Origin of the sequence: Serratia sp. CY52157, from assembly GCF_052168495.1 — a bacterium.
In the GTDB taxonomy this organism is placed as follows: Bacteria; Pseudomonadota; Gammaproteobacteria; order Enterobacterales; family Enterobacteriaceae; genus Serratia; species Serratia ureilytica.
Map to the genome: position 1 here is coordinate 118,162 of NZ_JBJNMO010000002.1, position 24,933 is coordinate 143,094.

The 24,933-nt window shown below is 61.0% G+C and carries 25 protein-coding genes; 12 read left to right on the forward strand and 13 right to left on the reverse strand.

Annotated features, from left to right (window positions below; all coding sequences use genetic code 11):
• Positions 1-20 precede the first annotated feature (20 nt).
• On the reverse strand, positions 21-758 hold the full coding sequence (locus ACJ8IP_RS10285) for a helix-turn-helix domain-containing protein (RefSeq protein ID WP_164107026.1): 738 nt from the start codon (positions 756-758) through the stop codon (positions 21-23).
• A gap of 96 nt (positions 759-854) precedes the next feature.
• Between ACJ8IP_RS10285 and ACJ8IP_RS10290 the strand changes: the two genes are divergently transcribed.
• On the forward strand, positions 855-1,259 hold the full coding sequence (locus ACJ8IP_RS10290) for a nuclear transport factor 2 family protein (RefSeq protein ID WP_033651063.1): 405 nt from the start codon (positions 855-857) through the stop codon (positions 1,257-1,259).
• Between the two features lie 47 nt (positions 1,260-1,306).
• Positions 1,307-1,507, forward strand: coding sequence for a YaiA family protein (locus ACJ8IP_RS10295; RefSeq protein ID WP_164107025.1), 201 nt, complete (start codon positions 1,307-1,309; stop codon positions 1,505-1,507).
• Positions 1,508-1,531: 24 nt separating this feature from the next.
• Here the strand turns inward: ACJ8IP_RS10295 and ACJ8IP_RS10300 are convergent, their stop codons facing one another.
• On the reverse strand, positions 1,532-1,753 hold the full coding sequence (locus ACJ8IP_RS10300; protein WP_147838735.1) for a hypothetical protein: 222 nt from the start codon (positions 1,751-1,753) through the stop codon (positions 1,532-1,534).
• Between the two features lie 27 nt (positions 1,754-1,780).
• Here ACJ8IP_RS10300 and ppnP point away from each other — a divergent pair, with 27 nt between their 5' ends.
• Complete coding sequence (ppnP, locus tag ACJ8IP_RS10305) at positions 1,781-2,071, forward strand: pyrimidine/purine nucleoside phosphorylase (RefSeq protein WP_004940463.1); 291 nt, start codon at positions 1,781-1,783, stop codon at positions 2,069-2,071.
• Between the two features lie 64 nt (positions 2,072-2,135).
• On the opposite strand, the gene rdgC is transcribed toward ppnP, so the two are convergent.
• Entirely contained in the window at positions 2,136-3,047 is a 912-nt protein-coding gene (rdgC, locus tag ACJ8IP_RS10310; protein ID WP_004940461.1) for a recombination-associated protein RdgC, read from the reverse strand.
• Between the two features lie 216 nt (positions 3,048-3,263).
• Between rdgC and mak the strand changes: the two genes are divergently transcribed.
• From mak to ACJ8IP_RS10325, 3 genes are all read left to right on the forward strand, one after another.
• Complete coding sequence (gene mak / locus ACJ8IP_RS10315) at positions 3,264-4,178, forward strand: fructokinase (RefSeq protein ID WP_042783773.1); 915 nt, start codon at positions 3,264-3,266, stop codon at positions 4,176-4,178.
• Positions 4,179-4,280: 102 nt separating this feature from the next.
• On the forward strand, positions 4,281-4,514 hold the full coding sequence (locus tag ACJ8IP_RS10320) for a type II toxin-antitoxin system Phd/YefM family antitoxin (RefSeq protein ID WP_004940455.1): 234 nt from the start codon (positions 4,281-4,283) through the stop codon (positions 4,512-4,514).
• Positions 4,511-4,897 carry a type II toxin-antitoxin system VapC family toxin gene (locus tag ACJ8IP_RS10325; protein WP_033651066.1) on the forward strand — a complete coding sequence of 129 codons (387 nt, stop codon included), beginning with the start codon at positions 4,511-4,513 and terminating at the stop codon, positions 4,895-4,897. Before ACJ8IP_RS10320 ends, ACJ8IP_RS10325 begins: the two co-directional genes overlap by 4 nt.
• Here the strand turns inward: ACJ8IP_RS10325 and licT are convergent.
• The 3 genes from licT to sbcD all read right to left on the reverse strand — a co-directional run bounded on the left by licT (position 4,894) and on the right by sbcD (position 10,454).
• Positions 4,894-5,742, reverse strand: coding sequence for a BglG family transcription antiterminator LicT (gene licT, locus ACJ8IP_RS10330; protein WP_164107024.1), 849 nt, complete (start codon positions 5,740-5,742; stop codon positions 4,894-4,896). The genes ACJ8IP_RS10325 and licT overlap by 4 nt on opposite strands.
• Positions 5,743-5,973: 231 nt before the next feature.
• Complete coding sequence (gene sbcC, locus ACJ8IP_RS10335) at positions 5,974-9,225, reverse strand: exonuclease subunit SbcC (RefSeq protein WP_442524392.1); 3,252 nt, start codon at positions 9,223-9,225, stop codon at positions 5,974-5,976.
• Complete coding sequence (gene sbcD / locus ACJ8IP_RS10340) at positions 9,222-10,454, reverse strand: exonuclease subunit SbcD (RefSeq protein ID WP_164107022.1); 1,233 nt, start codon at positions 10,452-10,454, stop codon at positions 9,222-9,224. Before sbcD ends, sbcC begins: the two co-directional genes overlap by 4 nt.
• Before the next feature lie 215 nt (positions 10,455-10,669).
• Between sbcD and phoB the strand changes: the two genes are divergently transcribed.
• The 5 genes from phoB (at position 10,670) to proY (ending at position 16,958) form a co-directional block, all read left to right on the forward strand.
• On the forward strand, positions 10,670-11,359 hold the full coding sequence (gene phoB, locus ACJ8IP_RS10345; RefSeq protein WP_004940438.1) for a phosphate response regulator transcription factor PhoB: 690 nt from the start codon (positions 10,670-10,672) through the stop codon (positions 11,357-11,359).
• A gap of 24 nt (positions 11,360-11,383) precedes the next feature.
• On the forward strand, positions 11,384-12,700 hold the full coding sequence (gene phoR / locus ACJ8IP_RS10350; RefSeq protein ID WP_042783777.1) for a phosphate regulon sensor histidine kinase PhoR: 1,317 nt from the start codon (positions 11,384-11,386) through the stop codon (positions 12,698-12,700).
• A gap of 14 nt (positions 12,701-12,714) precedes the next feature.
• Entirely contained in the window at positions 12,715-13,677 is a 963-nt protein-coding gene (locus ACJ8IP_RS10355; protein ID WP_197801165.1) for a PstS family phosphate ABC transporter substrate-binding protein, read from the forward strand.
• A 484-nt stretch (positions 13,678-14,161) separates the two neighbouring features.
• Positions 14,162-15,478 (forward strand): branched-chain amino acid transport system II carrier protein, encoded by a 1,317-nt coding sequence (gene brnQ / locus ACJ8IP_RS10360; RefSeq protein WP_021504688.1) that lies wholly within the window; start codon positions 14,162-14,164, stop codon positions 15,476-15,478.
• Between the two features lie 73 nt (positions 15,479-15,551).
• A complete protein-coding gene (gene proY / locus ACJ8IP_RS10365) occupies positions 15,552-16,958 on the forward strand; it encodes a proline-specific permease ProY (RefSeq protein WP_033651183.1) in 1,407 nt (468 codons plus the stop codon).
• Between the two features lie 45 nt (positions 16,959-17,003).
• On the opposite strand, the gene ACJ8IP_RS10370 is transcribed toward proY, so the two are convergent.
• The 4 genes from ACJ8IP_RS10370 to ACJ8IP_RS10385 all read right to left on the reverse strand — a co-directional run bounded on the left by ACJ8IP_RS10370 (position 17,004) and on the right by ACJ8IP_RS10385 (position 19,313).
• Positions 17,004-17,291 (reverse strand): HigA family addiction module antitoxin, encoded by a 288-nt coding sequence (locus ACJ8IP_RS10370; protein WP_025160069.1) that lies wholly within the window; start codon positions 17,289-17,291, stop codon positions 17,004-17,006.
• Positions 17,291-17,569, reverse strand: coding sequence for a type II toxin-antitoxin system RelE/ParE family toxin (locus ACJ8IP_RS10375; RefSeq protein ID WP_033651073.1), 279 nt, complete (start codon positions 17,567-17,569; stop codon positions 17,291-17,293). Before ACJ8IP_RS10375 ends, ACJ8IP_RS10370 begins: the two co-directional genes overlap by 1 nt.
• A gap of 85 nt (positions 17,570-17,654) precedes the next feature.
• Entirely contained in the window at positions 17,655-17,924 is a 270-nt protein-coding gene (locus ACJ8IP_RS10380; RefSeq protein ID WP_033651074.1) for a hypothetical protein, read from the reverse strand.
• Positions 17,925-18,056: 132 nt separating this feature from the next.
• Entirely contained in the window at positions 18,057-19,313 is a 1,257-nt protein-coding gene (locus tag ACJ8IP_RS10385) for a mechanosensitive ion channel family protein (RefSeq protein WP_197801166.1), read from the reverse strand.
• A 246-nt stretch (positions 19,314-19,559) separates the two neighbouring features.
• Between ACJ8IP_RS10385 and malZ the strand changes: the two genes are divergently transcribed.
• Positions 19,560-21,383: a maltodextrin glucosidase gene (gene malZ, locus ACJ8IP_RS10390; protein WP_206358307.1), complete on the forward strand. Its 1,824-nt coding sequence runs from the start codon at positions 19,560-19,562 to the stop codon at positions 21,381-21,383.
• 53 nt (positions 21,384-21,436) lie between these two features.
• On the opposite strand, the gene ggt is transcribed toward malZ, so the two are convergent.
• From ggt to ACJ8IP_RS10405, 3 genes are all read right to left on the reverse strand, one after another.
• Positions 21,437-23,200 (reverse strand): gamma-glutamyltransferase, encoded by a 1,764-nt coding sequence (gene ggt / locus ACJ8IP_RS10395; protein WP_442524393.1) that lies wholly within the window; start codon positions 23,198-23,200, stop codon positions 21,437-21,439.
• 235 nt (positions 23,201-23,435) lie between these two features.
• Positions 23,436-24,038 carry a peroxiredoxin C gene (locus tag ACJ8IP_RS10400; RefSeq protein ID WP_004940403.1) on the reverse strand — a complete coding sequence of 201 codons (603 nt, stop codon included), beginning with the start codon at positions 24,036-24,038 and terminating at the stop codon, positions 23,436-23,438.
• Positions 24,039-24,267: 229 nt separating this feature from the next.
• On the reverse strand, positions 24,268-24,849 hold the full coding sequence (locus ACJ8IP_RS10405; protein WP_025301748.1) for an ACP phosphodiesterase: 582 nt from the start codon (positions 24,847-24,849) through the stop codon (positions 24,268-24,270).
• Between the last annotated feature and the right edge of the window lie 84 nt (positions 24,850-24,933).

Below are 24,933 nucleotides of genomic sequence, written 5' to 3' on the forward strand. Positions count from 1 at the left end.
GGCGCTGGGCGCCCGTTTTCCTATTCCCTTTGCCGAGCGGCCGCAAAGTACGCGCCGGGCGTGACGCCGAAGCGGCGGCGAAAGGCGGCGATGTAGGCGCTGACGTTGTCATAGCCGCAGGCGTCGGCCACCTCGCTGACCGCTTCGCCGCGTGATAATCCCTCCAGTGAACGCAATACTCGCGCCTGTTGGCGCCACAGCGCGAAGCTGATGCCGGTTTCCTGCAGAAAGCGGCGGCTCAGGGTGCGTGGGCTGAGCCCGGCCCAGGCGGCCCAGTCGCGCTGGCTGTGCAGGCTGGCGGGATCGTTCAGCAGCGCCCGGGCGATGTTCAGCAACCGGGCGTCCTGCGGCAGCGGCAATTGCAACGGCGCGCGGCTTGCCGTGTCCATTTCATCCAGCAGCACCTGCAGCAGCCGCCGTTGCGGCGCGCTCATCGGGCCGGCGGAGAACTGCGCGATGCGTTCCACCAGGGCCTGCAATAGCGCTGAGGCGGTGAACAGCTGCGGCGGCATCTCCGGCGCGCTTTCCACCGGCAGATACAGACTCCAGCCCGCCACATCGCCACAGGCCAGCGCCTGATGGGGGCACCCCGGCGGCAGCCAGCCCAGCGCACCGCCGGTGATCGCCCATTGCCGGCCAGGCAGTTCCAGCGCCAGCATGCCGCGCGTCAAGAGATAGATCTGGCCGCCGTCGTGCCGGTGCCAGGGCGTCAGGTGCTTTCTTTCATGCTGAAGGCGTTGGCTGCGGATCTGCGTCATGTTGGCCGTTTAACGTTATTGAAAGTCTTGATGCGGTTATTATGCCATCGCCTGGCCGGGATAGGATCGCCATTCCCCCCATTTCGGAGAAACGTGATGACTCAACTTACCCCGCTGAACCTGGTGCTCGATACGCTGCAGCAGGTGGTCGCCAGCCCGGAACATCGGCCGACGCAGCTCGCCGCCCGTTTCAGCGCAGGCTACCGCCAGCAGGTGGATGGCAAGGTGCTGAACTTCGAGCAGTTTGAGCAACATATGGCGCTGCTGAAACGGCAAACCCGCCGCATGACGCTGAAGGTGCTCGCGGCGGCGGCGCAGGATGAGTCGGTGCTGACCCACCATCTGGTCGAGGTGGAAAAGCGTGACGGCACCTGCAGCCGCGTGCGGGTGCTGGCGCACTTCACCGTGCGTGAAGGCCGCATTTGCGCCTGCGATGAACTGACCGAGCTGTTGACGGGCGCCCCCGGCGATCGCGATCTCGGCTCGCGCGTGCCGGAATGAGGGCGGCTGCTATACTTGCTACTGTGTGAAACACACGGGAGAACGGCATGCGCGAAAATGATCAACCTGCTTATCCACGGAGCGCCCGCGTCGTAGAGGTGTTTCGAGGCGACCCGAACCTGCATCTGCGCCGTTTTGAGGTGCGCACCGACGACATTGAGCCGAATACGTTGCTCAGTGAACATGAAACCGAGCAGGAAGCGCTCGACGCCAAGCACCGCTATGAATACGAGGCGCTAGAGCACTGACCTGCAGCCCAGCGGAAACCGGCGTCAGGCCGGTTTCCTGTTTATGGTTTGGAAATCGACGCCCTTGCTCTCTTTCCCGCGCGGATCGCGCCGCTTGTCCCGCCAGACGCTGCGCACCGACTCCATTGCGCTGTCCGCCCATTTGCCGGTAAGCGTCCCGGCCGCAGTTTGCTCTGCGCCGCGATCGCATTTCGCGTGAAAAACCAGTGACAGATCAACCGCAATCCCCCAATATGGATTTTCCATACAAGATGATGACGCGGGTGCCAGTCTATGCTGAAAGTGAATGAGTATTTTGCCGGAAAAGTGAAGTCTATCGGTTTTGACAGTAGCAGCATCGGTCTTACCAGCGTGGGTGTGATGGAAGAGGGCGAATACACCTTCTCCACCGCGCAGCCGGAAGAAATGACGGTGATCACCGGGGCGCTGAAAGTGCTGCTGCCGGGCGCGCCGGACTGGCAGGTGTTTACGCCGGGCGAGAAATTCTTCGTGCCGGGGCACAGCGAGTTCAACCTGCAGGTGGCCGACGCGACCGCCTATCTGTGCCGCTACCTGAGCAAATAAAGGTTGCTCGTTAGGGGAACGCAGGGCTCAGCGAACGCTGGGCCCTGGTCGTTTCTGAGCGGGATTAACGCTGGGCTTCGCCGCCGAGCGCTTCGATGGTGTTTTTGATCAACGCCGCCAGCTCGCTGGTCATCAGGATAAAGTCGGCGTCAAAGCGCTGAGCGAAGTCATCGCGATCGATATCGTCGTTCTGCTCGCGCAGCGTGTCGGCGAACTTCAGGCGCTTGAGCGAGCCGTCGTCCGACAGCATCAGCTGAATGCGCTCCTGCCAGTCCACCGCCAGTTTGGTCACCAGCTTGCCGGCTTCGATATGCACCGCGATTTCGTCGCTGATCAGATTCTGTTTCTTGCAGCGGATCACGCCGCCTTCTTCCAGAATCGCTTTCAGTTCCGCTTCATCCTGAATGGCGAAGCCGGCCGGCATCTCGCCGGAACGCACCCATTCGGTCAGCGTCAGTTCGATCGGGCTTTCCATGGTCAGCGGCACCACCGGCAGCGAGCCGAGGCTCTTGCGCAGCAGCGCCAGCGTATCTTCGGCGCGTTTGGCGCTGGCGGCATCGACCATGATCAGATCGTTGACGGTGTCTATCCACATGAAGGTCTGATTGAAGCGGCTGAACGCGCGCGGCAGCAGGCTGTGCAGCACTTCGTCCTTCAGCGCGTCTTTCTCGGTTTTCTTCAGTTTGCGGTGTTGTTCCGCCTCCAGGCGCTCAATCTTGGCCTGCAGCTCTTGCTTGATGACCGGCGACGGCAGGATTTTCTCTTCCTTGCGCGCGCAGATGACGATCTGGCCGTTGACCGCGTGCGTCAATGCATCGCTGTGCGAGCCCATCGGGGAGACCCAGCCGGTCTTCGCCATGTCCTGGCTGCCGCACGGCGTGAAGGCGAACGCGCTGAGTTGTTTTTCCATTTCATCCGCGTTTAACGCCACTTCGCGGCTCAAACGGTAAACCATCAAATTCTTAAACCACAGCATAATGTTATCCCAGGCTGGGCGTGCGTTCGGCACGCTGATTCGTCAAAAGCAGGGCGGCATGATAACGAATTGACGCTGAAAAATCGCCCCATTCTCTCTGAATTGCGTCGCTTTACGCAGCGAGAAAGGACGGGACGGAGGGTGGGAAACAGGTGATTCATTTGCGCGCTTACATTAGGCTGTGGCAACGCTGCGCGGCATCGAGGAGAAAAATACGTGCGCATTGGCATCGATTTGGGTGGAACGAAAATTGAAGTGATTGCGTTGGCGGACGACGGGCGGGAGCTGTTTCGCCATCGTATCGCCACGCCGCGCCATGACTACCGGCAAACTCTGGCGGCGATCGCCGGGCTGGTGAAACTGGCCGAGGATCATACCGGCGAACGGGGATCGGTCGGGATCGGCATTCCCGGCACGCTGTCGCCGTTTACCGGGCGGGTGAAAAACGCCAACTCGGTGTGGCTCAACGGCCAACCGCTGGACGAGGATCTGTCTGCGCTGCTGACGCGAGAGGTGCGCATCGCCAACGATGCCAACTGTCTGGCGGTGTCGGAAGCCACCGACGGCGCCGGCGCCGGCGCGAAAACCGTGTTTGCGGTCATCATCGGCACCGGCTGCGGCGCCGGCGTGGCGCTGAACGGCCAGGCGCATGCCGGCGGCAACGGCATCGCCGGTGAATGGGGGCACAATCCGCTGCCGTGGCAGGATGACGATGAGCTGCGCTACGCCCGCGAAGTGCCGTGTTACTGCGGCAAGCCGGGTTGCATCGAAACCTTTGTTTCCGGCACCGGTTTCGCCACCGACTATGTGCGCCTGAGCGGCAATGCGCTGCAAGGGCATGAGATCATGGCGCTGAGCGAGCGGGGCGATGCGTTGGCGGAGCAGGCGATTGGCCGCTACGAAATGCGGCTGGCGAAATCGCTGGCGCACGTGATCAACATGCTGGATCCGGATGTGGTGGTGCTCGGCGGCGGCATGAGCAACGTGGATCGTCTGTATCGCACGGTGCCGCAACTGGTGAAAGGCTGGGTGTTCGGCGGCGAGTGTGAAACGCCGATCCGCAAGGCCGTTCACGGCGACTCCAGCGGCGTGCGCGGTGCGGCCTGGCTGTGGCCGCAACAGCAGCGCTAAGCGTTGCAATAAAGCGCGAGGCTGCTCGCGCTTTAAACCCTTCACTGTACAAAAACTGGACGGCGCTTTATGCTTTAGCTAACTTAGCTAAGGAGGACGCGTATGCCGATTCAGGCCAATATGCACGAAGCCAAATCCAATCTGAGCCAGTTGGCGGACAGAGCCGCGGAGGGAGAAACCGTGATTATTGCAAAAGCAGGGAAGCCGTACGTACAGCTGGTCGCCATCAAGGGGGAAGCGCGCCGCCCTGGCGCCGCCAAGGGCAGGTTCACCGTGCCGGCGGATTTCAACGCCGGGGATGCGGCCATTGCGGCGTTGTTTGAGGGCGATGAATGAAGCGCCTGTTGCTGGATACCCACGCGCTGCTGTGGTGGCTGATCGACGACGCCTGCCTGGGCGTGAACGCCAAAAGGCAGATCGCCGATCCGGGCAATGCGGTGTACGTCAGCGCGGCCAGCATTTGGGAGATCTCGATCAAGCAGGCGCTGGGCAAACTGGCGCTGCCGGAAGACATCTTTGCGATCATCGAGGCCGAGGATTTTCTGTCGTTGCCGATGGACGCCTTTCACTGCCAACAGGCCGGGCAGCTGCCGCCCCATCATCAAGATCCTTTTGATCGCATGCTGATCGCCCAGGCGCAGGCCGAGGGGCTGACGCTGATCTCCGCCGACGCGGTGTTTCCGCAGTACGGCGTTCGGGTGGCGGACGCCCGCCGTTAAGCCGGCTTTTCCTCGCTTTCGCTGCGCACCCGTTCGATATGAATGGTCAGAAACATCATCTCTTCCGTGGTGAGCTGATGCTGATAGTGTTTTTCGATGTGGCGGTTGATCTTACCGGCGCAGGCGAATGACTCGCGGTACTTCTCTTTCACCACCTGATACAGCGAATCATCGTCGCTGTCGACGTAGTTTTTCCCCAGCAGCCGTTGGGCGAAAAATTTCAAGTGGGTCACGAACCGGTGGTAGCTCAGGGATTCCTCGTTGTAATCAAAGCGGAAATGGTACTTGACCAGGTTGAGGATCTCTTGCATCACGCGGGTAATGTGCAGCGTGTTGTGCATCTCGTCGTTAAGCTGGGCGTTGACCAGGTGCAGGGCGATAAATCCGGCTTCGTCCTCCGGCAACGCGGTATCCAGCCGCTGTGCGATCAGGGCCAGCGCCTCCAGCCCGACGGCGAATTCGGCCGGATAGAGTTTTTTAATCTCCCACAGCAGCGCATTTTTGATATCCAGCCCTTGCGCATGGCGCTGCAGGGCGAAGTGGATGTGATCGGTCAGCGTGATGTAGACGATGTTATGCAGCTTGCCCGACAGGCGTTCGCGGGCGAGGGTGATGATTCTGTCGGCGGTGGTGACGCAGGCCAATGGGATCTCGGCGAGCAGCTCTTTATAGCGCTCGGCGATTTCTCCGCCGTTATGGGTGAAGACCTTTTCGATCAGGCTTTCGTCCAGCGTATCGCCGGGCTTCTTTTTAAAGCCGATTCCTTTTCCCATCACCACCGTCTCTGCCTGACGGTCGTCCAGCGTAATCACCACGTTATTATTGAGTATTTTAGCGATTTTCATGGTTTTTCCCGGTGTTTCAGCATCCTGAAAACGAAAAAACCTGACGCCCGGAAGCGATCCCGGGCGTCAGGTTTTGCCTGTATTTTATCTTTCTGCCCTGCGGCCTGAGCGGCGGAGGGGATACAGTAACAATCCTGTTATGCTGGCATAATAACCCGTGCCCGCCGCGGCTCAACGCTTTTCACCGCGGAGTGCCGCCGCGGTCACACTTCTGCGCCGCAAGCCGCGGGATCATTCAAGCCTGAAGTGCGCTTCCAGCCGGCTGACGCCAAGCCCGTTGACCTTTTTCACCTTGATCTGCACCGGAATGCGTTCTTTCATCGCCTCGACGTGGCTGATCACGCCGATGGTTTTGCCGGAGGCGTTCAGGCTGTCCAGCGCATCCAGCGCGGTGTCGAGGGTTTCGGCGTCCAGCGTGCCGAAGCCTTCGTCGAGGAACAGCGAGTCGATGCTGGTTTTATGGCTGACCAGATCGGACAACGCCAGCGCCAACGCCAGGCTGACCAGGAAGCTCTCGCCGCCGGACAGGGTGCGGGTATCGCGCAGCGCGTCCGCCTGCCAGGTGTCCACCACCTGCAGCTCCAGCGCATCGCTGGTCTTGCGCTGCAGCAGGTAGCGCCCGTGCAGCCGGCCGAGCTGCCGGTTGGCCAGATAGACCAGATGATCGAGCGTCAACCCCTGAGCGAAGCGGCGGAACTTGTCGCCTTCTTTCGAGCCTATCAGCTGGTTGAGGTAGCTCCAGTCGTCGTAGTCTTGCTGGCTGCGGGCGATTTGCTCGAACAGCGCCTGCTGATTGAGGCGACGAGCGGCATCGCTTTCCAGCTGATTGCGCAGTTCTCCCTGTCGCAGCTGCAACGTTTTCAACTGTTGTGCCAGCTCGGCCAGCGATTGGGTGAGCGCATCGATATCCGCATTGGCTTCATCCAGCCCTTCAGGGCGGCACTGCCGATGCTGCTCCAGCGTTTGCGTCGCCTGTGTCAGCAGGGCGGCGGCCTCCACCTGTCGCTGTTGCAACCGCTCTTTGCGCTGCTGCAATTCGCGACGCAGGGCGTCGTCCAGCAGCGCGGCGGCGAAGGCGGTTTCATCGGCGAACTCGCTGTCGGCCAGCGCCTGCTGCCACTGCTGCTGCGCCTGCTGCAGCCGCTCCTGCATCTGAGTGAGCTGTTGTTGCAGCCCGGCCTGCTGGCCGGCCAGGCGTTCGCGCAGTTCCTGCGCCTTTTGCCACTGCTCGGCGGCCTGAACGCTGGCCTGTTCGCAGGCGGTTTGTTTGGCGCGCAGCTGTTCGCGCACCAGGGCCACCTGCTGTTCGCCGAACAGCGCCAGCCGCTGCGCACGTCGTTCAGCGAGGGTTTTCTCGCCTTCTTGCCAGCGTTGTTGCAGCTCTTGCTGCTGTTGCAGGCTGTCGGCGTGGGCTTTATGCAGCAGCGTAAAGCGTTCTTCGAGCAACGCCAGCTGTTGCTGCGTCTGCTGCTGCTGCGTTTGCAGAGCGATGAGCGCGTCTTTCGCCTGCTGTACCGCCTGCGCCGCCTGTTCATGCTGCTGCAGCGCCTGTTGCCCGCGCCGTTCTTCGTCGTCGCAGTCGTTCAGCCAGGCGCTGAGTTGCTCGCCATCCGCCAACGTAAAGTCGAACGCCAGCGGTGCGCTAAGCTGCCGCCACTGCTGCTGTTGGGCAGCCAGCTGCTGTTCATCCTGCGCGATGGTTTGCTGTTGGCGCTGCAACTGCTGTTGCAGGTTGTCGTAACGGGCTCGCAGCTCGACGCCTTGTTTTTGCAATGCTTCGGTCTGGACTTTCATTTGCTCCAGACGTTGCGCAGTTTCTGACAGTTTTACCTCTTGGTATTGCTCTACCGCCGGGTGCTCGCATGAGCCGCACAGCGGGCAGGGGGCGCCGGGTTGCAAACGGGCGCGCTCGGCCTCCAGACCCACGATCCGTTGTTCCAGCGCATAGGTTTTTTCAACATCGGCCTGGTGTGCTTTCTGCTGCTTAAATTGCTGACGGATGAGTTCTAGCTGTGGCTCCAACTGGGTCAGTTCATGTTGACCGATGTTTAGCTCTTGCCGCTGCTGTTCCAGCCGTTTAACGATTTGCTGCGACAAAGAGGATAGAGTAAACAGCTGCTGGCGCGTTGGGCGCAGATCCGCCAGGGCGCTCAGGCGCTGGCGCAGCGGGGCCAGCGGCGTTTTCGCCTCCAGTGCCTGCTGCTGTTGCTGTTGAGCGGCCAGCGCTTCACTCAGCGCATTCAACTGCTGCTGAAACTGTGCGGCCTGCGTCGTCAGCTGGCTGCGCTGAGCGGTGAGCTGCTCCAGCGTAGTTTGCTGCTGGGCGCACTGCTGCGCGGCGGCATCGCCGGCCTGTCGCCGCTCGGCCTGGGTCGATAGCAGTTGGGCTATCTGGTGATCGAGCGGGGCGACCTGCTCGTCGATCAGCTGTTGCTGTTGCCGCATATGCTCGGCATGGGTTTGCTGCGCCTGGCGGGTTTTCTCCACCGCCTGCTGCAGCGGGATCAACTGCGCTGACTGCTGTTCCTGCTGTTGCGCCAACAGAGCCGCTTGCTGCTGTATCGTCTGCAGCTCGGCGCGGCAGCGATCGCGTTCACCGCGCAGCGGCCGCAATTTCTCGGCCGGCTCGCTGAGCGTCAGCCGCTGCAGCTGTGGGGCGGCCTCTGCCTGCTCGCGCTGGGCGGTGTCCAGCCGCAATTGCCCCTCGTTTTGCTGTTGCCGGAGGCGTTGCCATTGTTGCAGCCAGCTCAGCGCCTGTTGCTGCCGCTGGGTTTGCTCGCCGAGGGCGCTTTCCTGCGTGCTCAGCGCCGCCAGCTGTTCGGTCAGAGACTGGCGCTGCTCGTCGTTCAGCAGTTCGATGCCGCTGGCGCGTTGGTGCAACGCATCCAGGTCAGTTTTGGCCTGCTTGTGCGACTCGAACACCTGCTCGGACAGCCGCCCATAGATTTCGGTGCCGGTCAGCTCTTCCAACAGCTCGGCGCGATCGTTGGCGTCGGCGTAGAGGAAGGCGGCGAACTGCCCCTGAGACAGCATCATCGATTTGGTGAAGCGGCCGAAGTCCAGTCCGGTGATGGCGGCGGTGAGCTCCAGCTTGTCGCGCACTTTGTCCGCCAGGATCTTGCCGTCCTCGCGGCGCGCCAGTTCGACCTTCGGCGCCTGCAGGTTGCCGTCCGGCGCATTTTTGGCGCGGCGCTGGCTCCAGAAGGCGCGATAGCCGACGCCCTTGACCTCAAACTCGACCTCCGCCAGCGACTCGGCGGTGTGGCGGGTCATCAGCTCATTCTGGCTCGGCGTGACGTTGAGGCGCGGCGTTTGGTGATACAGCGCCAGACAAATGGCGTCCAGCAGGGTGGTTTTGCCCGCGCCGGTCGGGCCGGTAATGGCGAACAGGCCGTTGCTGGCGAAAGGCTCGGCGGTGAAGTCAATTTTCCATTCGCCCTGCAGCGAGTTGAGGTTTTTTAACCGCAGGCTGAGGATCTTCATGAATTTGTCTCCTCGGCGTTGTGCTGCACCGCCTCGACCACCTGGCGGAACATCTGGCGCATCCGCTGTTGGCGCGTTTCGGGCATCTCAGCCTCCTGCGCCAGCCTGCGTTCGAACACCTCGTTGACGCTCAGCTCGTTCAGCGTTTCCTTATCCTGCTGCGCAATCGCCTGGCGGCGCTGCTCTTTGCTGCGCCGCAACAGCACCACTTCCACCGGCAGCTCATCCGCCAGCAGCTGGATGCGGCGCTGGATGTCGCTGAGGTAGTCCTGCGTCGCCACTTCGATATCCAGCCACACCGGCCGCTCGCCGGCATAGTCGGCAAATTGCCGCAGCTGCCGTTCGATCTCGGTCAGATCGCCTTTGATCAGCTGCATGGGCTGGAACTGCGGGATCGTTAACGCGTCAACCCGCTGCAGGGCGCCGTCGGCGAAATCCACCAGGAAGACGCTTTTGGCTTTGCCCAGCTCATCGAAGCTGAGCGGGATCGGCGAACCGCTATAGCGAATATGCTCCGATTTGGCGACGTTCTGCGCGCGGTGAATGTGGCCCAGCGCGATATAGTCGGCGGGCGGGAAGGCCTGCGCCGGGAAGGCGTCGAGGGTGCCGATATAGATATCGCGCACCGAGTCGGAGGTGGTGACGCCGACGGTGGTCAGGTGGCCGGTGGCGACGATCGGCAGCGGCAAGCCCAGCTGGTCGCGGCGCTCGCAGGCCGCCTGATACAGCGCTTGGTAATGTTCGGCGATGGCTTCCTGCAGCGCCTGCTGTTTCTGTGCGCCGGATTCGCCGGCGCGGCTGGTGAGCAGATCGCGCGGCCGCAGGAACGGAATGGCGCACAGCACCGCGCCCGGCTGGCCGTCGCGTCGGTTCAGCACCACGATTTGCTGTTCCGGGGCGCCCTGCGCGCTGGCGATCACCGTGGTGTTCAGGCAGGAGAGCAGCTCCCGCGATTCGTTCAGCGTCGCCACCGAGTCGTGGTTGCCGCCCAGCACCACCAACTGGCAGCCGGTGCGCTGCAGTTCCACCACGAAGCGGTTGTACAGCTCGCGGGCATAGCTGGGCGGTGAGCCGGTATCGAACAGATCCCCGGCGACGATCAGCGCATCCACCTGTTGCTGTTCAATCTGTTCGATCAGCCAGTTCAGAAAAGCCTGGTGCTCGGCGGCGCGGCTTTTGGTGAAAAAGTACTGGCCAAGGTGCCAGTCAGAGGTGTGGATCAGGCGCATGACACTCCCGGATGCAAAGATAATGGCGATGATTATAAAGGCCGCGACGGCGGCTGTCCCGGCGCAATGATGATGACAAGCGGATGATTTTTCTTTACTGCAGGAAATAATCGCTATGCTTACAGCCTATAACAGCCGGTTTTTTTCATAAAAGTGTCACAAAACTGACGCATAATGGCGCCCGAAAAGTCGCTAACACATTGGCAGGATTGACGATGGCAAGACGCATACTGGTGGTGGAAGACGAAGCGCCGATCCGTGAGATGGTGTGCTTTGTGTTGGAACAAAATGGTTACCAACCGTTGGAAGCCGAGGATTATGACAGCGCCGTGACGCGTCTGTCTGAGCCGTTCCCTGATTTGGTGTTGCTTGACTGGATGTTGCCCGGCGGTTCCGGCATTCAGTTTATCAAACATATGAAGCGCGAAGCGCTGACCCGCGATATCCCGGTGATGATGTTGACCGCGCGCGGCGAAGAAGAAGACCGGGTGCGCGGCCTGGAAGTGGGGGCGGATGATTACATCACCAAGCCGTTCTCGCCCAAGGAGCTGGTGGCGCGCATCAAGGCGGTCATGCGCCGCATTTCACCGATGGCGGTGGAAGAGGTGATTGAAATGCAAGGGCTGAGCCTGGACCCGTCCTCCCACCGCGTGATGGCGAACGATCAGGCGCTGGACATGGGGCCGACCGAGTTCAAGCTGCTGCACTTCTTTATGACCCACCCGGAGCGGGTTTATAGCCGTGAGCAGTTGCTTAATCACGTCTGGGGCACTAACGTTTATGTGGAAGACCGTACCGTTGACGTGCATATCCGTCGGCTCCGCAAGGCGTTAGAAACCAGTGGGCATGATAAAATGGTTCAAACCGTTCGGGGCACCGGCTACCGGTTCTCAACGCGCTACTGATCGCGCCGCGCTGGAGAATATGCCGTGTTAGAACGTCTGTCGTGGAAGAGGCTGGCTCTGGAGCTGGCTCTTTTTTGTTTGCCCGCCTTACTGCTGGGGCTGATTTTCGGTTATCTGCCCTGGTTCCTGCTGGCCTCCGCGCTGGCTGCGCTGGTGTGGAATTTCTACAACCAGCTCAAACTCTCCCATTGGCTGTGGATCGACCGCAGCATGACGCCGCCGCCCGGCCGCTGGAGCTGGGAGCCGCTGTTTTATGGCCTGTATCAGATGCAGCAGCGCAACCGCCGCCGCCGGCGCGAGCTGGCGCTGCTTATCAAGCGCTTTCGCAGCGGAGCCGAATCGCTGCCTGACGCGGTGGTGATGACCACCGTCGAGGGCAACATCTTCTGGTGCAACGGGCTGGCGCAGCATCTGCTCGGCTTCCGCTGGCCGGAAGACAACGGCCAGCACATCCTTAACCTGCTGCGTTATCCGGAATTCAGCCACTATCTGCAACAGCAGGAGTTTTCGCGTCCGCTGACGCTGCAGTTGAACAACGAACACTACGTCGAATTCCGCGTGATGCCGTATTCCGAAGGGCAGTTGCTGATGGTGGCGCGCGACGTCACCCAGATGCGCCAGCTGGAGGGCGCGCGGCGCAACTTCTTCGCCAACGTCAGCCATGAGCTGCGCACGCCGCTGACGGTGCTGCAGGGCTACCTGGAGATGATGGGCGACGAAGAGCAGGGCGGTTCGCTGCGCAGCAAGGCGCTCAGCACCATGCAAGAGCAGACCCGCCGGATGGACGGGCTGGTCAAGCAACTGCTGACGCTGTCGCGCATCGAGGCGGCGCCCAATGTCGACATGAACGAGCGGGTGGATATCCCGCTGATGCTGCGGGTGTTGCAGCGCGAGGCGCAATCGCTGAGCGGCGGCAATCATGAGATCACCTTCCGGGTGAACGAACAGCTCAACGTGTTCGGCAATGAAGACCAGTTGCGCAGCGCGGTGTCTAACCTGGTGTACAACGCGGTCAACCACACGCCGAAGGGCACCCATATCGAAGTGAGCTGGCAACAGACGGCGCATGGCGCGCAGTTCCAGGTCAGCGACAACGGGCCGGGCATCGCCGCCGAACACCTGCCGCGCCTGACCGAGCGTTTTTACCGCGTCGACAAGGCCCGCTCGCGCCAGACCGGCGGCAGCGGGCTGGGGCTGGCGATCGTCAAGCACGCGCTCAGCCATCACGACGCGCGGCTGGAGATCCTCAGCGAACCGGGGATCGGCACCCGCTTTATCTTTACCTTGCCCAATCGGTTGATTGTTCCCGCCGCTTTATCAGAGAATGCGGTGAAAAATTAACGCGAGACACCGGTATGACCCGAATAACCCGAGGGCTGTTGCTTTGCCTGGCGCTGCTGGCCGGACGCGGCGCGCTGGCGCAGCCTGACGGCATGTTGGCGGGCAACCTGTCCAGCGTCGGTTCCGACACGCTGGCGAATCTGATGGCGCTGTGGGCGCAGGATTTCAGCCAGCATTATCCCAACGTCAACCTGCAGATCCAGGCCGCCGGCTCCTCGACCGCGCCGACCGCGTTGGCCGCGGGCGCCGCGCAGCTCGGCCCGATGAGCCGGCCGATGAAGGCGGCCGAGATCTCGGCATTCGAACACCGTTACGGCTATGCGCCGCTGGCGGTGCCGGTAGCGGTGGATGCGCTGGTGGTATTGGTGCATCAGGATAATCCGCTGCGCGGCCTCAACCTGCAGCAGCTCGACCGCATTTTCTCCGCCACCCGGCGCTGCGGCGAAAGCCAGCCGCTGACGCGCTGGGGCGAGCTGGGTCTGCGCGGCAACTGGGCGTCGCGTTCGCTGCAGCGCTTTGGCCGCAACTCGGCGTCCGGCACCTATGGCTACTTCAAACTGCGCGCGCTGTGCGGCGGCGATTTTATGCCGCGCGTCAATGAGCTGCCCGGCTCGGCCTCGGTGGTGCAGGCGGTGGCCGGTTCGCTCAACGGCATCGGCTACGCCAGCATTGGCTTTCGCGCCAGCGGCGTGCGGCTGCTGCCATTGGCGGAATCGGGAGAGGACTATGTCGCGCCTACCGCCGCCAACGTGCGCAACAATCGCTACCCGCTGTCGCGCTATCTGTATATCTACATCAACAAAGCCCCCCATCAACCGCTGGAGCCGCTGACCGCCGCGTTCCTCGATCGCGTGCTGTCGACACCAGGCCAAAGCCTGGTCAACCACGACGGCTATCTGCCGCTGCCGCCGGCCACCCTGCAGAAGACCCGTCAGGCGCTGGGGTTGCCACCGCTCGCGCCGGCCATGGCGCAATAAGCGACAAAAAACGGCGTAATTTTCACCTTTTTTTATGGCGAAACGAAGCTCATACCACGCGAAAATCGGCTTTTTATTGGCGATTTCGAGCGGTAAAGCGATATATGCTTCACGTTTTGTGAATTCATTGTTCAAAAATGATACAAATCATGTAGTGTATATTTATTGATAGCCAATATGATCGACTGGTGGCTAAAGTTTATATGGTCGATAGCTCTGCTTTTCGCCGTGCGTCTTGCCTTGAAGCGCTATAAACGTTTACCTTAGCCTTCGTTGTCGGATTAAACCTCCATTTTTATAACTCCTAAAATTTTGCCCATCTTTATGAGCGGCCACTTTCGAATAGGGACATAAACGCCGGATCGACTGCGTTTAGGGTGCTTATTGGCGCGGCGACGATCGGGCATGCCGGCAACCGGGTGGGGCGTCACGCCACCACGCTATCGGACCCTTTTTTTCATTTGAACAGGCAACACGACATCGTATGAGTCATCGTTTAACGTCAAAAGATATCCTGGCACTGGGCTTTATGACCTTTGCCTTATTCGTCGGGGCCGGGAACATCATCTTCCCGCCGATGGTCGGTTTGCAGTCCGGTGAACACGTCTGGACTGCGGCGCTGGGCTTCCTGATCACCGCCGTGGGCCTGCCGGTCATCACCGTCATCGCGCTGGCGCGCGTCGGCGGCGGCATCGACGCCCTCAGTTCGCCAATCGGCCGCGGCGCCGGCTTGCTGCTGGCGACCGTCTGCTACCTGGCCGTCGGCCCGTTGTTCGCGACGCCGCGTACCGCCACCGTGTCCTTCGAAGTGGGCATCGCCCCGCTGACCGGCGACGGCGCCATGCCGCTGTTCATCTATAGCCTGGTGTACTTCGCGCTGGTGATCGGCATCTCTCTGTATCCGGGCCGCCTGCTCGATACCGTCGGCCATGTGCTGGCGCCGCTGAAGATCGTCGCGCTGGCCGTACTGGGCATCGCCGCGCTGCTGTGGCCTGCCGGCGCGCCGATTCCGGCGACGACGGCTTATCAGAGCGTGCCTTTCTCCTCCGGCTTCGTTAACGGCTATCTGACCATGGATACGCTGGGCGCGCTGGTGTTCGGCATCGTTATCGTCAACGCGGCGCGTTCGCGCGGCGTGAAAGACGCCGGTTTGTTGACCCGCTACACCATTCTGGCCGGTTTGATCGCCGGCGTGGGCCTGACGCTGGTGTACCTGAGCCTGTTCAAACTGGGTTCCGGCAGCGGCGCGCTGGTGCCGGACGCCACCAACGGCGCGGTGATCCTGCACGCTTACGTTCAGAACACCTTTGGCGGCCTCGGCAGCTTCTTCCTGGCGGCGCTGATCTTCATCGCCTGCATGGTGACCGCGGTGGGCCTGACCTGCGCCTGCGCCGAGTTCTTCGCGCAATACCTGCCGTTCTCTTACAAGACGCTGGTGTTTATTCTGGGCCTGTTCTCGATGGTGGTGTCCAACCTCGGCCTGAGCCACCTGATCCAGATCTCCATTCCGGTGCTGACCGCGATTTACCCGCCGTGCATCGTGCTGGTGGTGCTGAGCTTCACCCTGCGTTGGTGGCACAGCGCGCCGCGCATCATCGCGCCGGTGATGCTTGTCAGCCTGTTGTTTGGTATCCTTGACGCGGTGAAAGCGTCCAGCTTCCAGCAGCTGCTGCCGGCCTGGACCACTCACCTGCCGCTGGCGGAGCAGGGGTTGGCATGGTTGCCGCCTTCGCTGCTGATGCTGGCGCTGGTCGCGATTTATGATCGGGTGTGCACGCGTTCCCAAGTGACCGCGCACTGATAATCCCCCGGCTTAATCTAGGGCCACGGACATGTCCGTGGCTTTTTTACGTTTAAAACTATGGGTCATTTTCATGCAACAACAGTCACCCACCACTGTCCCCGACAATAAGCTGAAACGCGGCCTCAGCACGCGTCATATCCGCTTTATGGCGTTGGGGTCGGCCATCGGCACCGGCTTGTTCTACGGCTCGGCGGACGCCATCAAAATGGCCGGCCCGAGCGTGCTGCTGGCTTACCTGATCGGCGGCATCGTGGCCTTCATCATCATGCGCGCGCTGGGGGAGATGTCGGTCAACAACCCGCAGGCCAGCTCGTTTTCCCGCTACGCGCAGGACTACCTCGGCCCGATGGCGGGTTACATCACCGGCTGGACCTACTGCTTTGAGATCCTGATCGTCGCCATTGCCGACGTGACCGCCTTCGGCATTTATATGGGGGTCTGGTTCCCGGAAGTGCCGCACTGGATCTGGGTGCTGAGCGTGGTGTTGATCATCGGCGCCATCAACCTGATGAGCGTCAAGGTGTTCGGCGAGCTCGAGTTCTGGTTCTCGTTCTTCAAGGTCGCCACCATCATCATCATGATCGCGGCCGGCATCGGCATCATCATCTGGGGCATCGGCAACGGCGGGCAACCGACCGGCATTCATAACCTGTGGTCGAACGGCGGCTTCTTCAGCAACGGCTTTATCGGCATGATCCTGTCGCTGCAGCTGGTGATGTTCGCTTACGGCGGCATTGAAATCATCGGCATCACCGCCGGCGAAGCCAAGGATCCGAAAAAATCGATTCCGAAAGCCATCAACTCGGTGCCGTGGCGCATTCTGGTGTTCTACGTCGGCACGCTGTTCGTCATCATGTCTATCTACCCGTGGAACCAGGTGGGCACCAACGGCAGCCCGTTCGTGCTGACTTTCCAGCATATGGGCATCACCGTGGCGGCGGGCATCCTCAACTTCGTGGTGATCACCGCTTCGCTGTCGGCGATCAACAGCGACGTGTTCGGCGTCGGCCGCATGCTGCACGGCATGGCCGAGCAGGGCCATGCGCCGAAGATGTTCAGCAAGGTGTCGAAACGCGGCATTCCCTGGGTGACGGTGGTCGTGATGATGCTGGCGCTGCTGCTGGCGGTATACCTCAACTACATCATGCCGGAGAGCGTGTTCCTGGTGATCGCCTCCCTGGCGACCTTCGCCACCGTGTGGGTGTGGATCATGATCCTGTTCTCGCAAATCGCCTTCCGCCGCAGCCTGAGCAAAGAGCAGGTGAAGCAGTTGGCGTTCCCGCTGCGCGGCGGGGTGTTCACCTCGGTGGTGGCGATCGTGTTCCTGGTATTCATCATCGGTCTTATCGGCTACTTCCCGACCACGCGCGTCTCGCTGTACGCCGGCCTGGTCTGGGTAGTGTTGCTGTTGGCGGGGTACTGGTTCAAGGTCAACCGCCAGAAAAAACGCGCGCTGCTGGCGACGCAGCAAGACTAAATGGAAAAACACCGGCTGAGGCCGGTGTTTTTTTAGGGGCAGGCGTCAAGCAAAGTCCAGCTTGCGCAGTTTGGAAACGTCTATGGACTGCCTGGCCTGCCACAGATCGTAAGCATCTTGCATTCCCATCCAGACCTGTTCGGAACTGCCTATTACGATGGACAGGCGGATGGCCATTTCCGGCGAGATATCGGATTTACCGCTGATCAGGCGTTGAACCGTAGACGGCGCGACGTCCAATGCTTTGGCCAGCGCGCGCGCGCTGAGATTCAGCGTTTCCATGGTTTCTTTGATCAACTCGCCAGGATGAGGAGGATTATGCATGCGGTTCATTAGTGATAGTCCTCATAATTCACGATATAAACATCACCCTCGACCAGTTCAAACGTGATGCGCCAGTTACCGGTCACGGTGACGGACCATTGCCCATTGCGAGCGCCCGTTAGCGGATGCAAGAAGAAGCCGGGTAAATCCACGTCATCAATCACTTTCGCTAAATCCAGCACGCTCAGCCGCAGCGCGATTTTTTTCGCCTGTTTGGCGTCGATACCTGCTGTTGAACCGGTTTCGAAAAACTTTTTGAGTCCCTTATGCTTGAAGCTTCTTATCATCCTGATGGCTCCATGAGTGTTGCGCTATACGCATCATAGTAGGGCGTTGCGTATCACGCAACAAATTGGGGCGTTTTTTAACCCACTATGTCTGGCGTTTGTCCTCCGCTTCCTCATCCCCGGCGGCGCGGGCTTCGATGCGTATGCCGCCGTCGTTCAGGCGTTCCTCCTCTTCCTCGCCGGCGCAGCGCGCCAGCACTTCGCGAATGTCCTGCAGATTGCTGCTGAGGGCGCTCAGCGAAGGTTGCAGATTGCGGGGCATGCGGCTTTCATCCAGCAAAGCGTTGTGCAGGCAGCCGATAAACAGCAGGGTGGCCATCAGGGTAAACAGCCGATGACGTATCCGTTTCAGCAAGGGCTTTCCCTCTCGGTGGTGAAGGTGAGGGCGCATTAACGCCGTTTTCGCCGGGGAAAAGAAGGGGATGGAGATATCTGCTGGCAATTGAAAGCGAATAATTACCAGCAGACACAGTTACGTCAGCCGACGTCAGGAAGCGTTCGCGCTTTGTCGCAGCATGTCGCGCATGTCGTTGCCGGTCGGCGTCTGATGCACGCGCAGGCCGAACTCGTCGATCACCGCCAGGATATGGTCGAAAATATCCGCCTGAATGCTTTCGTACTCCGCCCAGACCGTGGTGTTGGTGAAGGCGTAGATTTCCAGCGGCAGGCCTTCCGGCGTCGGTGCCAGCTGGCGCACCATCAGGGTCATGTTCTGGTGAATGCGCGGGTGAGCGCGCAGGTAGGCTTCCAGATAGGCGCGCAGCGTGCCGAGGTTGGTCAGGCGGCGGCCGTTGAGCGGCGAGGCCAGATCGACGGCGATCTCCTGGTTGTGCTGGCTCAGCTCCTGGGTCTTAACGTTCAGGTAGCTGTGCAGCAGCGGGTTGCGCTGCAGGCGGCGCTGTTCCTCTTCCGACAGGAAGTGCACGCTGCCGGTGTCGATATTCAAGCTGCGCTTGATGCGGCGCCCGCCGGATTCCGACATCGAACGCCAGTTTTTGAACGAGTCGGAGATCAGCGCGTAGGTCGGTATGGTAGTGACGGTGTTGTCCCAGTTACGCACTTTGACCGTGGTCAGGCCGATGTCGGTGACCGCGCCGTCGGCGCCGTATTTCGGCATTTCCAGCCAGTCGCCGATCTTCAGCATGTCGTTGGCGGAGAGCTGAATGCCGGCCACCAGCCCGAGGATCGGATCCTTGAACACCAACATCAGGACCGCCGTCATGGCGCCCAGGCCGCTGAGCAGCAACAGCGGCGATTTGCCCATCAGCAGCGAGACGATCATGATGCCGATCAGGATCGCCGCCACCAGTTTCAGGCCCTGGAAAATGCCGCGCAGCGGCAGCTGATTGGAAATCGGGCTTTGGCGCAGCAGCGCCAGCAGCGTATCCAGCAGCGAGAACAGCGACAGCAGGGTGAAGGCGAGTATCCACACCTGCGCGGCGGTAACGATCACCGCCTGAGTCTGGCTGCCGCTCTGCAGCCACAGCGTCGCCTGGATGCTGATGATCACCCCTTGCAGCAGCAGCGCCACGCGCTGGAACAGTTTGTATTGGGTGATGGCCTGTTGCCAGACGCGTTGCGACTGCTGGCCGCGGCGCTGAAGGGCGGCCAACACCACCCGGTGCAGCACCAGGTGGATCACCACCGAGATCAGGACGATCAACCCCAAGACCATCAACAGCGACATCACTCCGCCGAATTCCAACCCAAATTGCTCCAGCCAGCGCGTTATCTGTTGTTGCATTACCGCTCCTTAAAAAATGCGCAAAAAATATCCTGTATGCTCAAAACGCGTTAGCCTAAGGGGTAACGTGCAGGATTTGTGCCTGTTTACCTTTTTTTACATCGGGTTAGCGTTATTTTTCGGTCTCCGCCCCCCGGCTCATCCCTGGGTTTTGCGGTCAGAGAGGAGGGGGAGTTGCACTTAACGTGGCATTGTTCGCTTCTTGAAGAATGCCGTCGATTTCGTTTGGTACAGCAGGAGAACAGTATGCTTAACGCCTGGCATCAACCGGTTCCGCCTTTTGTGGTGAAGCAAGGGCAACGTTTGGATATCACGCTGTGGTTACAAGGGGATGAACTGCCGGAACGGGTGTTTTTGCGCGCCGAGCCGGACAACGAAGAGTGGCTGCTGGTGATGAAAGCGCAGCGTCACGAGGGGATGCGGCGCTACCAGGCCAGCCTGACGCTGAATGAGGGCGAGCCGACGCGGCGATACTGCTTCAAGCTGCTGTGGGCCGATCGCCAGCAGTGGTTCGGGCCGCAGGGCTGGTCGCCAACGCCGCCGGGCCAACTGGCGCAATTCGCCGTCGACGAGCCTGACAACGGCCCCGAGTGGGTGGCAGATCAGCTGTTCTACCAGATTTTCCCCGATCGCTTCGCCAGCAGCGGCGGCGAGCACGGCATCCAAAGCGGCAGCTACCGCCATCACGCGGCCGGCGCCGAGGTGATCCGGCGCGACTGGCAGCATCCGCTGGAGGACAGCCACGCCGCTTCGACCTTTTACGGCGGCGATCTGGACGGCATTTGCGCCAAACTGCCGTACCTGCAGCAGCTGGGCGTGACGGCGCTGTACCTGAACCCGATTTTTACCGCGCCGAGCGTGCATAAGTACGATACCGAGGATTATTACCAGGTCGATCCGCACTTCGGCGGCAACGCGGCGCTGGCGCGTTTGCGAGTGAGCACTCACAAGGTAGGCATGAAACTGGTGCTGGACGGGGTGTTCAACCACACCGGCGACTCGCATCCGTGGTTCGACCGCCATCGCCAAGGGCAAAACGGCGCCTGCCACCATCCCGATTCGCCGTATCGCGGCTGGTTCAACTTCTACCCGGACGGCCGCGCGCTCGACTGGAAGGGCAACGCCAGCCTGCCGAAGCTCAACTTCGCCGAGCCGCAGGTGGCGGAAGCGATCTATCGCGGGGAAGGCAGCGTGGTGCGTCACTGGCTGCGCCCGCCGTACAGCATCGACGGTTGGCGGCTGGATGTGGTGCATATGCTGGGGGAGAACGGCGGCGCTGCCGGCAACCTGCGTCACCTGGCGGGCATCTATCAGGCGGTGAAGCAGGAGAATCCTCAGGCCTACGTAGTGGGCGAGCACTTTGGCGACGCGCGTCGCTGGCTGCACGCCGGCGTGGAGGATGCGGCGATGAACTACATGGGGTTCGCGCTGCCGGTGCGGGCGTTTTTGGCGGGGCTGGACGTGGCCTATCACCCGGTGCGGCTGGACGCCGCCGGATGCGTGCAGTGGATGGACGGCTACCGCGCCGGGTTGCCGCACGGCCGCCAGCTGATCCAGTTCAACCAGCTGGACAGCCACGATACCGCGCGTTTCCTCACGCTGTTGCAGGGGAACGCGGCGCGCATGCAGATGGCGGCGGTGTGGTTGCTGAGCTGGATCGGCGTGCCTTGCCTCTATTACGGTGATGAGATTGGCCTGGACGGCGGCAACGATCCGTTCTGCCGCAAGCCGTTCCCGTGGGACGTCGGCGACTGGGATCGGCCGCTGCTGGCGCTGTTCCAGCGCATGGCGGCGCTGCGTAAACAGAGCCTGGCGCTGCGTCGCGGCGGCTGTCAGGTGCTGTACGCCAGCGGAGAAACGCTGGTGTTCGTGCGCCTGTATCAGCAGGAGCAGGTGCTGGTGGCGCTGCAGCGTGACGGCAGCGGCCAGGCGCAGCTGCCGCACAACCCGCTGTTGGCCCGCGGCCCGTGGCGGCGTGTGGAAGGGCGGGGAGAGTTGAGCGAAACGGCCGGCGGGCTGCGCCTGCAGCTGGCGGAAGAATCGGCCACCGTGTGGCGCTGTGAAGGCTAAGGGAACTGGGGGGGCCGAAGGGCCCCCGCGATTAAGGTGAGTGGGCGTTTACATCAGTAACCGACCGCGGAGCCTGCCGGGCGACGCACGTCGTTGGCGCCGTACAGGTAACCTTCGCGCACTTTGCCGGAAACCGCCGAATCGTTGCCGGAGTTGGCCGGGCTGACGCCCGCCGCGCCCGGCAAACCGACCAGAATCAGTTCGGCGGCGCCCCACGGCGTTTGTTCGACCATCTTATAGCCCATGCCGCTCAGCAGTTTCAGCGTATCGGCGGAAACGCCGCGCTGTTCGTAGTACACCTCATCCGGCAGCCATTGGTGATGGATGCGCGGCGCGTCCACCGCTTCCTGCGGCGCCATGCCGTGGTCGATCACGTTCAACGCAGTCTGCAGGGTGATGGTGATGATGCGCGAACCGCCAGGCGAGCCCAGCACCATAAAGATCTTGTTGTCCTTGGTTACCAGCGTCGGGCTCATTGACGATAGTGGGCGCTTACCGGGGGCAATGCTGTTGGCGGTGCCCTGCACCAGCCCGTACAGGTTTTTCTCGCCCACTTTGACCGTAAAATCGTCCATCTCGTCGTTGAGGAAGAAGCCGGTGCCCGGTGCGATCACCACGGCGCCGAAGCGGCCGTTGACGGTATAGGTGGTGGAGACCGCGTTGCCGTCGTGATCGACGATCGAATAGTGGGTGGTTTCCGGCTTCTCATGCGGTTCCATGCCGGGCTGCACGTTTACCGACGGCGTGGCCTTGTCCGCGACGATTTTCTTGCGGATCTGCTCGGCGTAGCTCTTGCTCACCAGCCGGTCGATCGGGTTCTTGATGAATTCCGGGTCGCCGAGGTAGGTGTTGCGGTCCATGTAGGCATGGCGCATCGCCTCGGTCATGGTGTGAATGGCCGCCGCCGAGTTGAAGCCCATGCTTTTCAGGTCATAGCCTTCCACCACGTTGAGGATTTCGCACAGCGTCACGCCGCCGGAGCTGGGAGGCGGCGCCGACACGAACTTGTAGCCGCGATAGCTGCAGGTGATCGGCGGGGGTTCGGTGACTTTATAGTTGGCGAAGTCGGCCGCCGTTAAAATGCCGCCGCCCTGTTTGGCCGCCGCCTCTACCGCCTGCGGGATCTTGCCTTTGTAGAAGGCGTCGGTTCCCCCTTTGGCGATGGCTTCCAGCGTATTGGCCAGATCGGTTTGCACCAGTTTGTCCCCCGGCTGCAGCGGGCTGCCGTCCGGGCGCAGGAAGATTTTGGCCGACTCGGGATCCTGTTTGAAACGTGCAACGGTGGTGTCGAGAATATCGGTATCGGCGCGGGTCAGCACAAAGCCTTCGCGCGCCAACTTGATCGCCGGCGCAAGCACCTGTTCGCGGCTCAGTTTGCCGTACTTCTCGCGCGCGGTTTCCATCCCCAGCACGGTGCCCGGCACGCCCGCCGCCAGATAGCCGTACAGGCTGGCGTCTTTCTTCACCTTGCCGTCGGCGTCCAGATACATGTTGGCGCTGGCCGCCGCCGGCGCGGTTTCGCGGAAGTTGATGAAGGTGTCGGTGCCGTTCGCCAGGTGGACGGTCATAAAGCCGCCGCCGCCGATGTTGCCGCAGCAGGGATTCACCACCGCCTGCGCGTAGCCGACCGCCACGGCGGCGTCGATGGCGTTGCCGCCCATCTTCAGGATATCCACCCCGACCTGCGAAGCCAGATGCTGCGAGGTGACCACCATGCCGTTTTTGGCCTCCACCGCCGGATTGGACGCCGCATGCAGGCTGCCGCTGACCAGCAGCGCCGCCATGGTCAGGGGTTTGCTCCATTTCTGTAAAAACATAGTTATTCCTACCCTGTCAGTTTTTTATTGTGTTGTGTTTGCTTGGCTGTTGTTCACTTGCAAAGCGCGAGCCAGCGTTATTGATAGTAGCCGCAGATGGGCGCACGCGCGGCGAGCAGGGTGGGAAATGTGAGCGGAAACAGGGAAATAAAGCACTGAAGGCGGGCGTATTGCCCCAAAAAGGGGCATAAAAAAACCGGCCGCGGAGGCCGGTTGATTCACTATCAGGCTGAAATTACAGCTTGGCAGCGTTTTCAGACAGGTATTTTGCCACGCCGTCTGGGGAAGCGCCCATACCTGCTTTGCCTTTTTCCCACTGAGCCGGGCACACTTCACCGTGCTCTTCGTGGAATTGCAGCGCGTCAACGGTACGGATCATTTCGTCGATGTTACGGCCGATTGGCAGGTCGTTAACAACCTGAGCACGCACGATGCCGTCTTTGTCGATCAGGAAGGAGCCGCGCAGCGCAACGCCGGCTTCCGGGTGTTCGATGCCGTAAGCTTTCTGGATTTCACGCTTAACGTCAGCAACCATTGCGTATTTCACTTCACCGATGCCGCCTTTGTCGACAGGGGTTTTACGCCATGCGTTGTGGACGAACTCTGAGTCGAAGGAAACGCCAACCACTTCAACGCCACGCTTCTGGAACTCTTCATAGCGGTGATCGAAAGCGATCAGCTCGGAAGGGCATACGAAGGTGAAGTCCATTGGCCAGAAGAACAGCACGGCCGGTTTGCCGTTCAGGTGCTTCTTCAGGTTGAAGTTTTCAACGATTTCGCCGCTACCCAGTACGGCAGCTGCAGTGAAGTCAGGGGCTTGACGAGTTACCAGGACCATAATTACTCCTGTAATAGGTGTTAAAGGGTGGATGTAAAAACAAGGGCCAGTATAGGGGCCGCGACTTGGTGAATAAAGGGTAAAAGACCAATCGATGAGATAGCTTTCACCTATCAAAGTCGTTGATATAATTTAGCGAGCTTTAAAAATAACCTTTTCCCACAAAAGGGCAAGCGGCAAAACGTAAATTCTTGCAAGGCGCTGCAATTTCAAACGCTTGGGCTTGACCTCACAGCGTTTTTTCCTTCGCCTGCTGCATCATTTGCGGATAAAACTGCCAGAATTGTGTTTCAAGCTGATGATAATGCCGCTCGACGTCGGCGAATGAGCCGGCCAGGGCATCGAGGCGCGGACGGCGGCTGGCCATGCCCTGCAATACCCGGGCGATGAACGGCAATTCGGCGTAGCGTTCCAGCCAGCGTTCCGGCCACAGATAGCCGTTCAGGTTCTGAAAACGCGGCGGCGTGAGCGGCAGGTAAGGTTCGATCTGGCTGCGGGCTTCCTGGGTAAACTGGTGCAGGTCGCGTGAAGGCTCCAACTGCTGCCAGTGGCGCGCCAGAAAATGGTCCCACACCACGTCGAGGGTAATTGGCGCTACGCGGCGGTAGGGGGCGCTGAAATAGTCGCGGCAGGCTTTCACCTGCGGCAGGCTGTCGGTCAGCACGTCGACGCGGCGGTGCATCATGATGCCGGCCACCACGTCGGGCTGGTAGTCGGCTGCGGGGTTGCCGCGCACGAAATCGGCCAGCAGGTTGCCCAGCAGCGAGCTGTCCGCCAGCATGGCCAAGTGAAGATGAGCGAGAAAATTCATCCCTCAACTATACCCGAAGTCAGGCAAATCCTCCTTATTTCTTGCCGCTGACCGCCCCCGGCTTTAGACTAGGCCGCCTGTTTT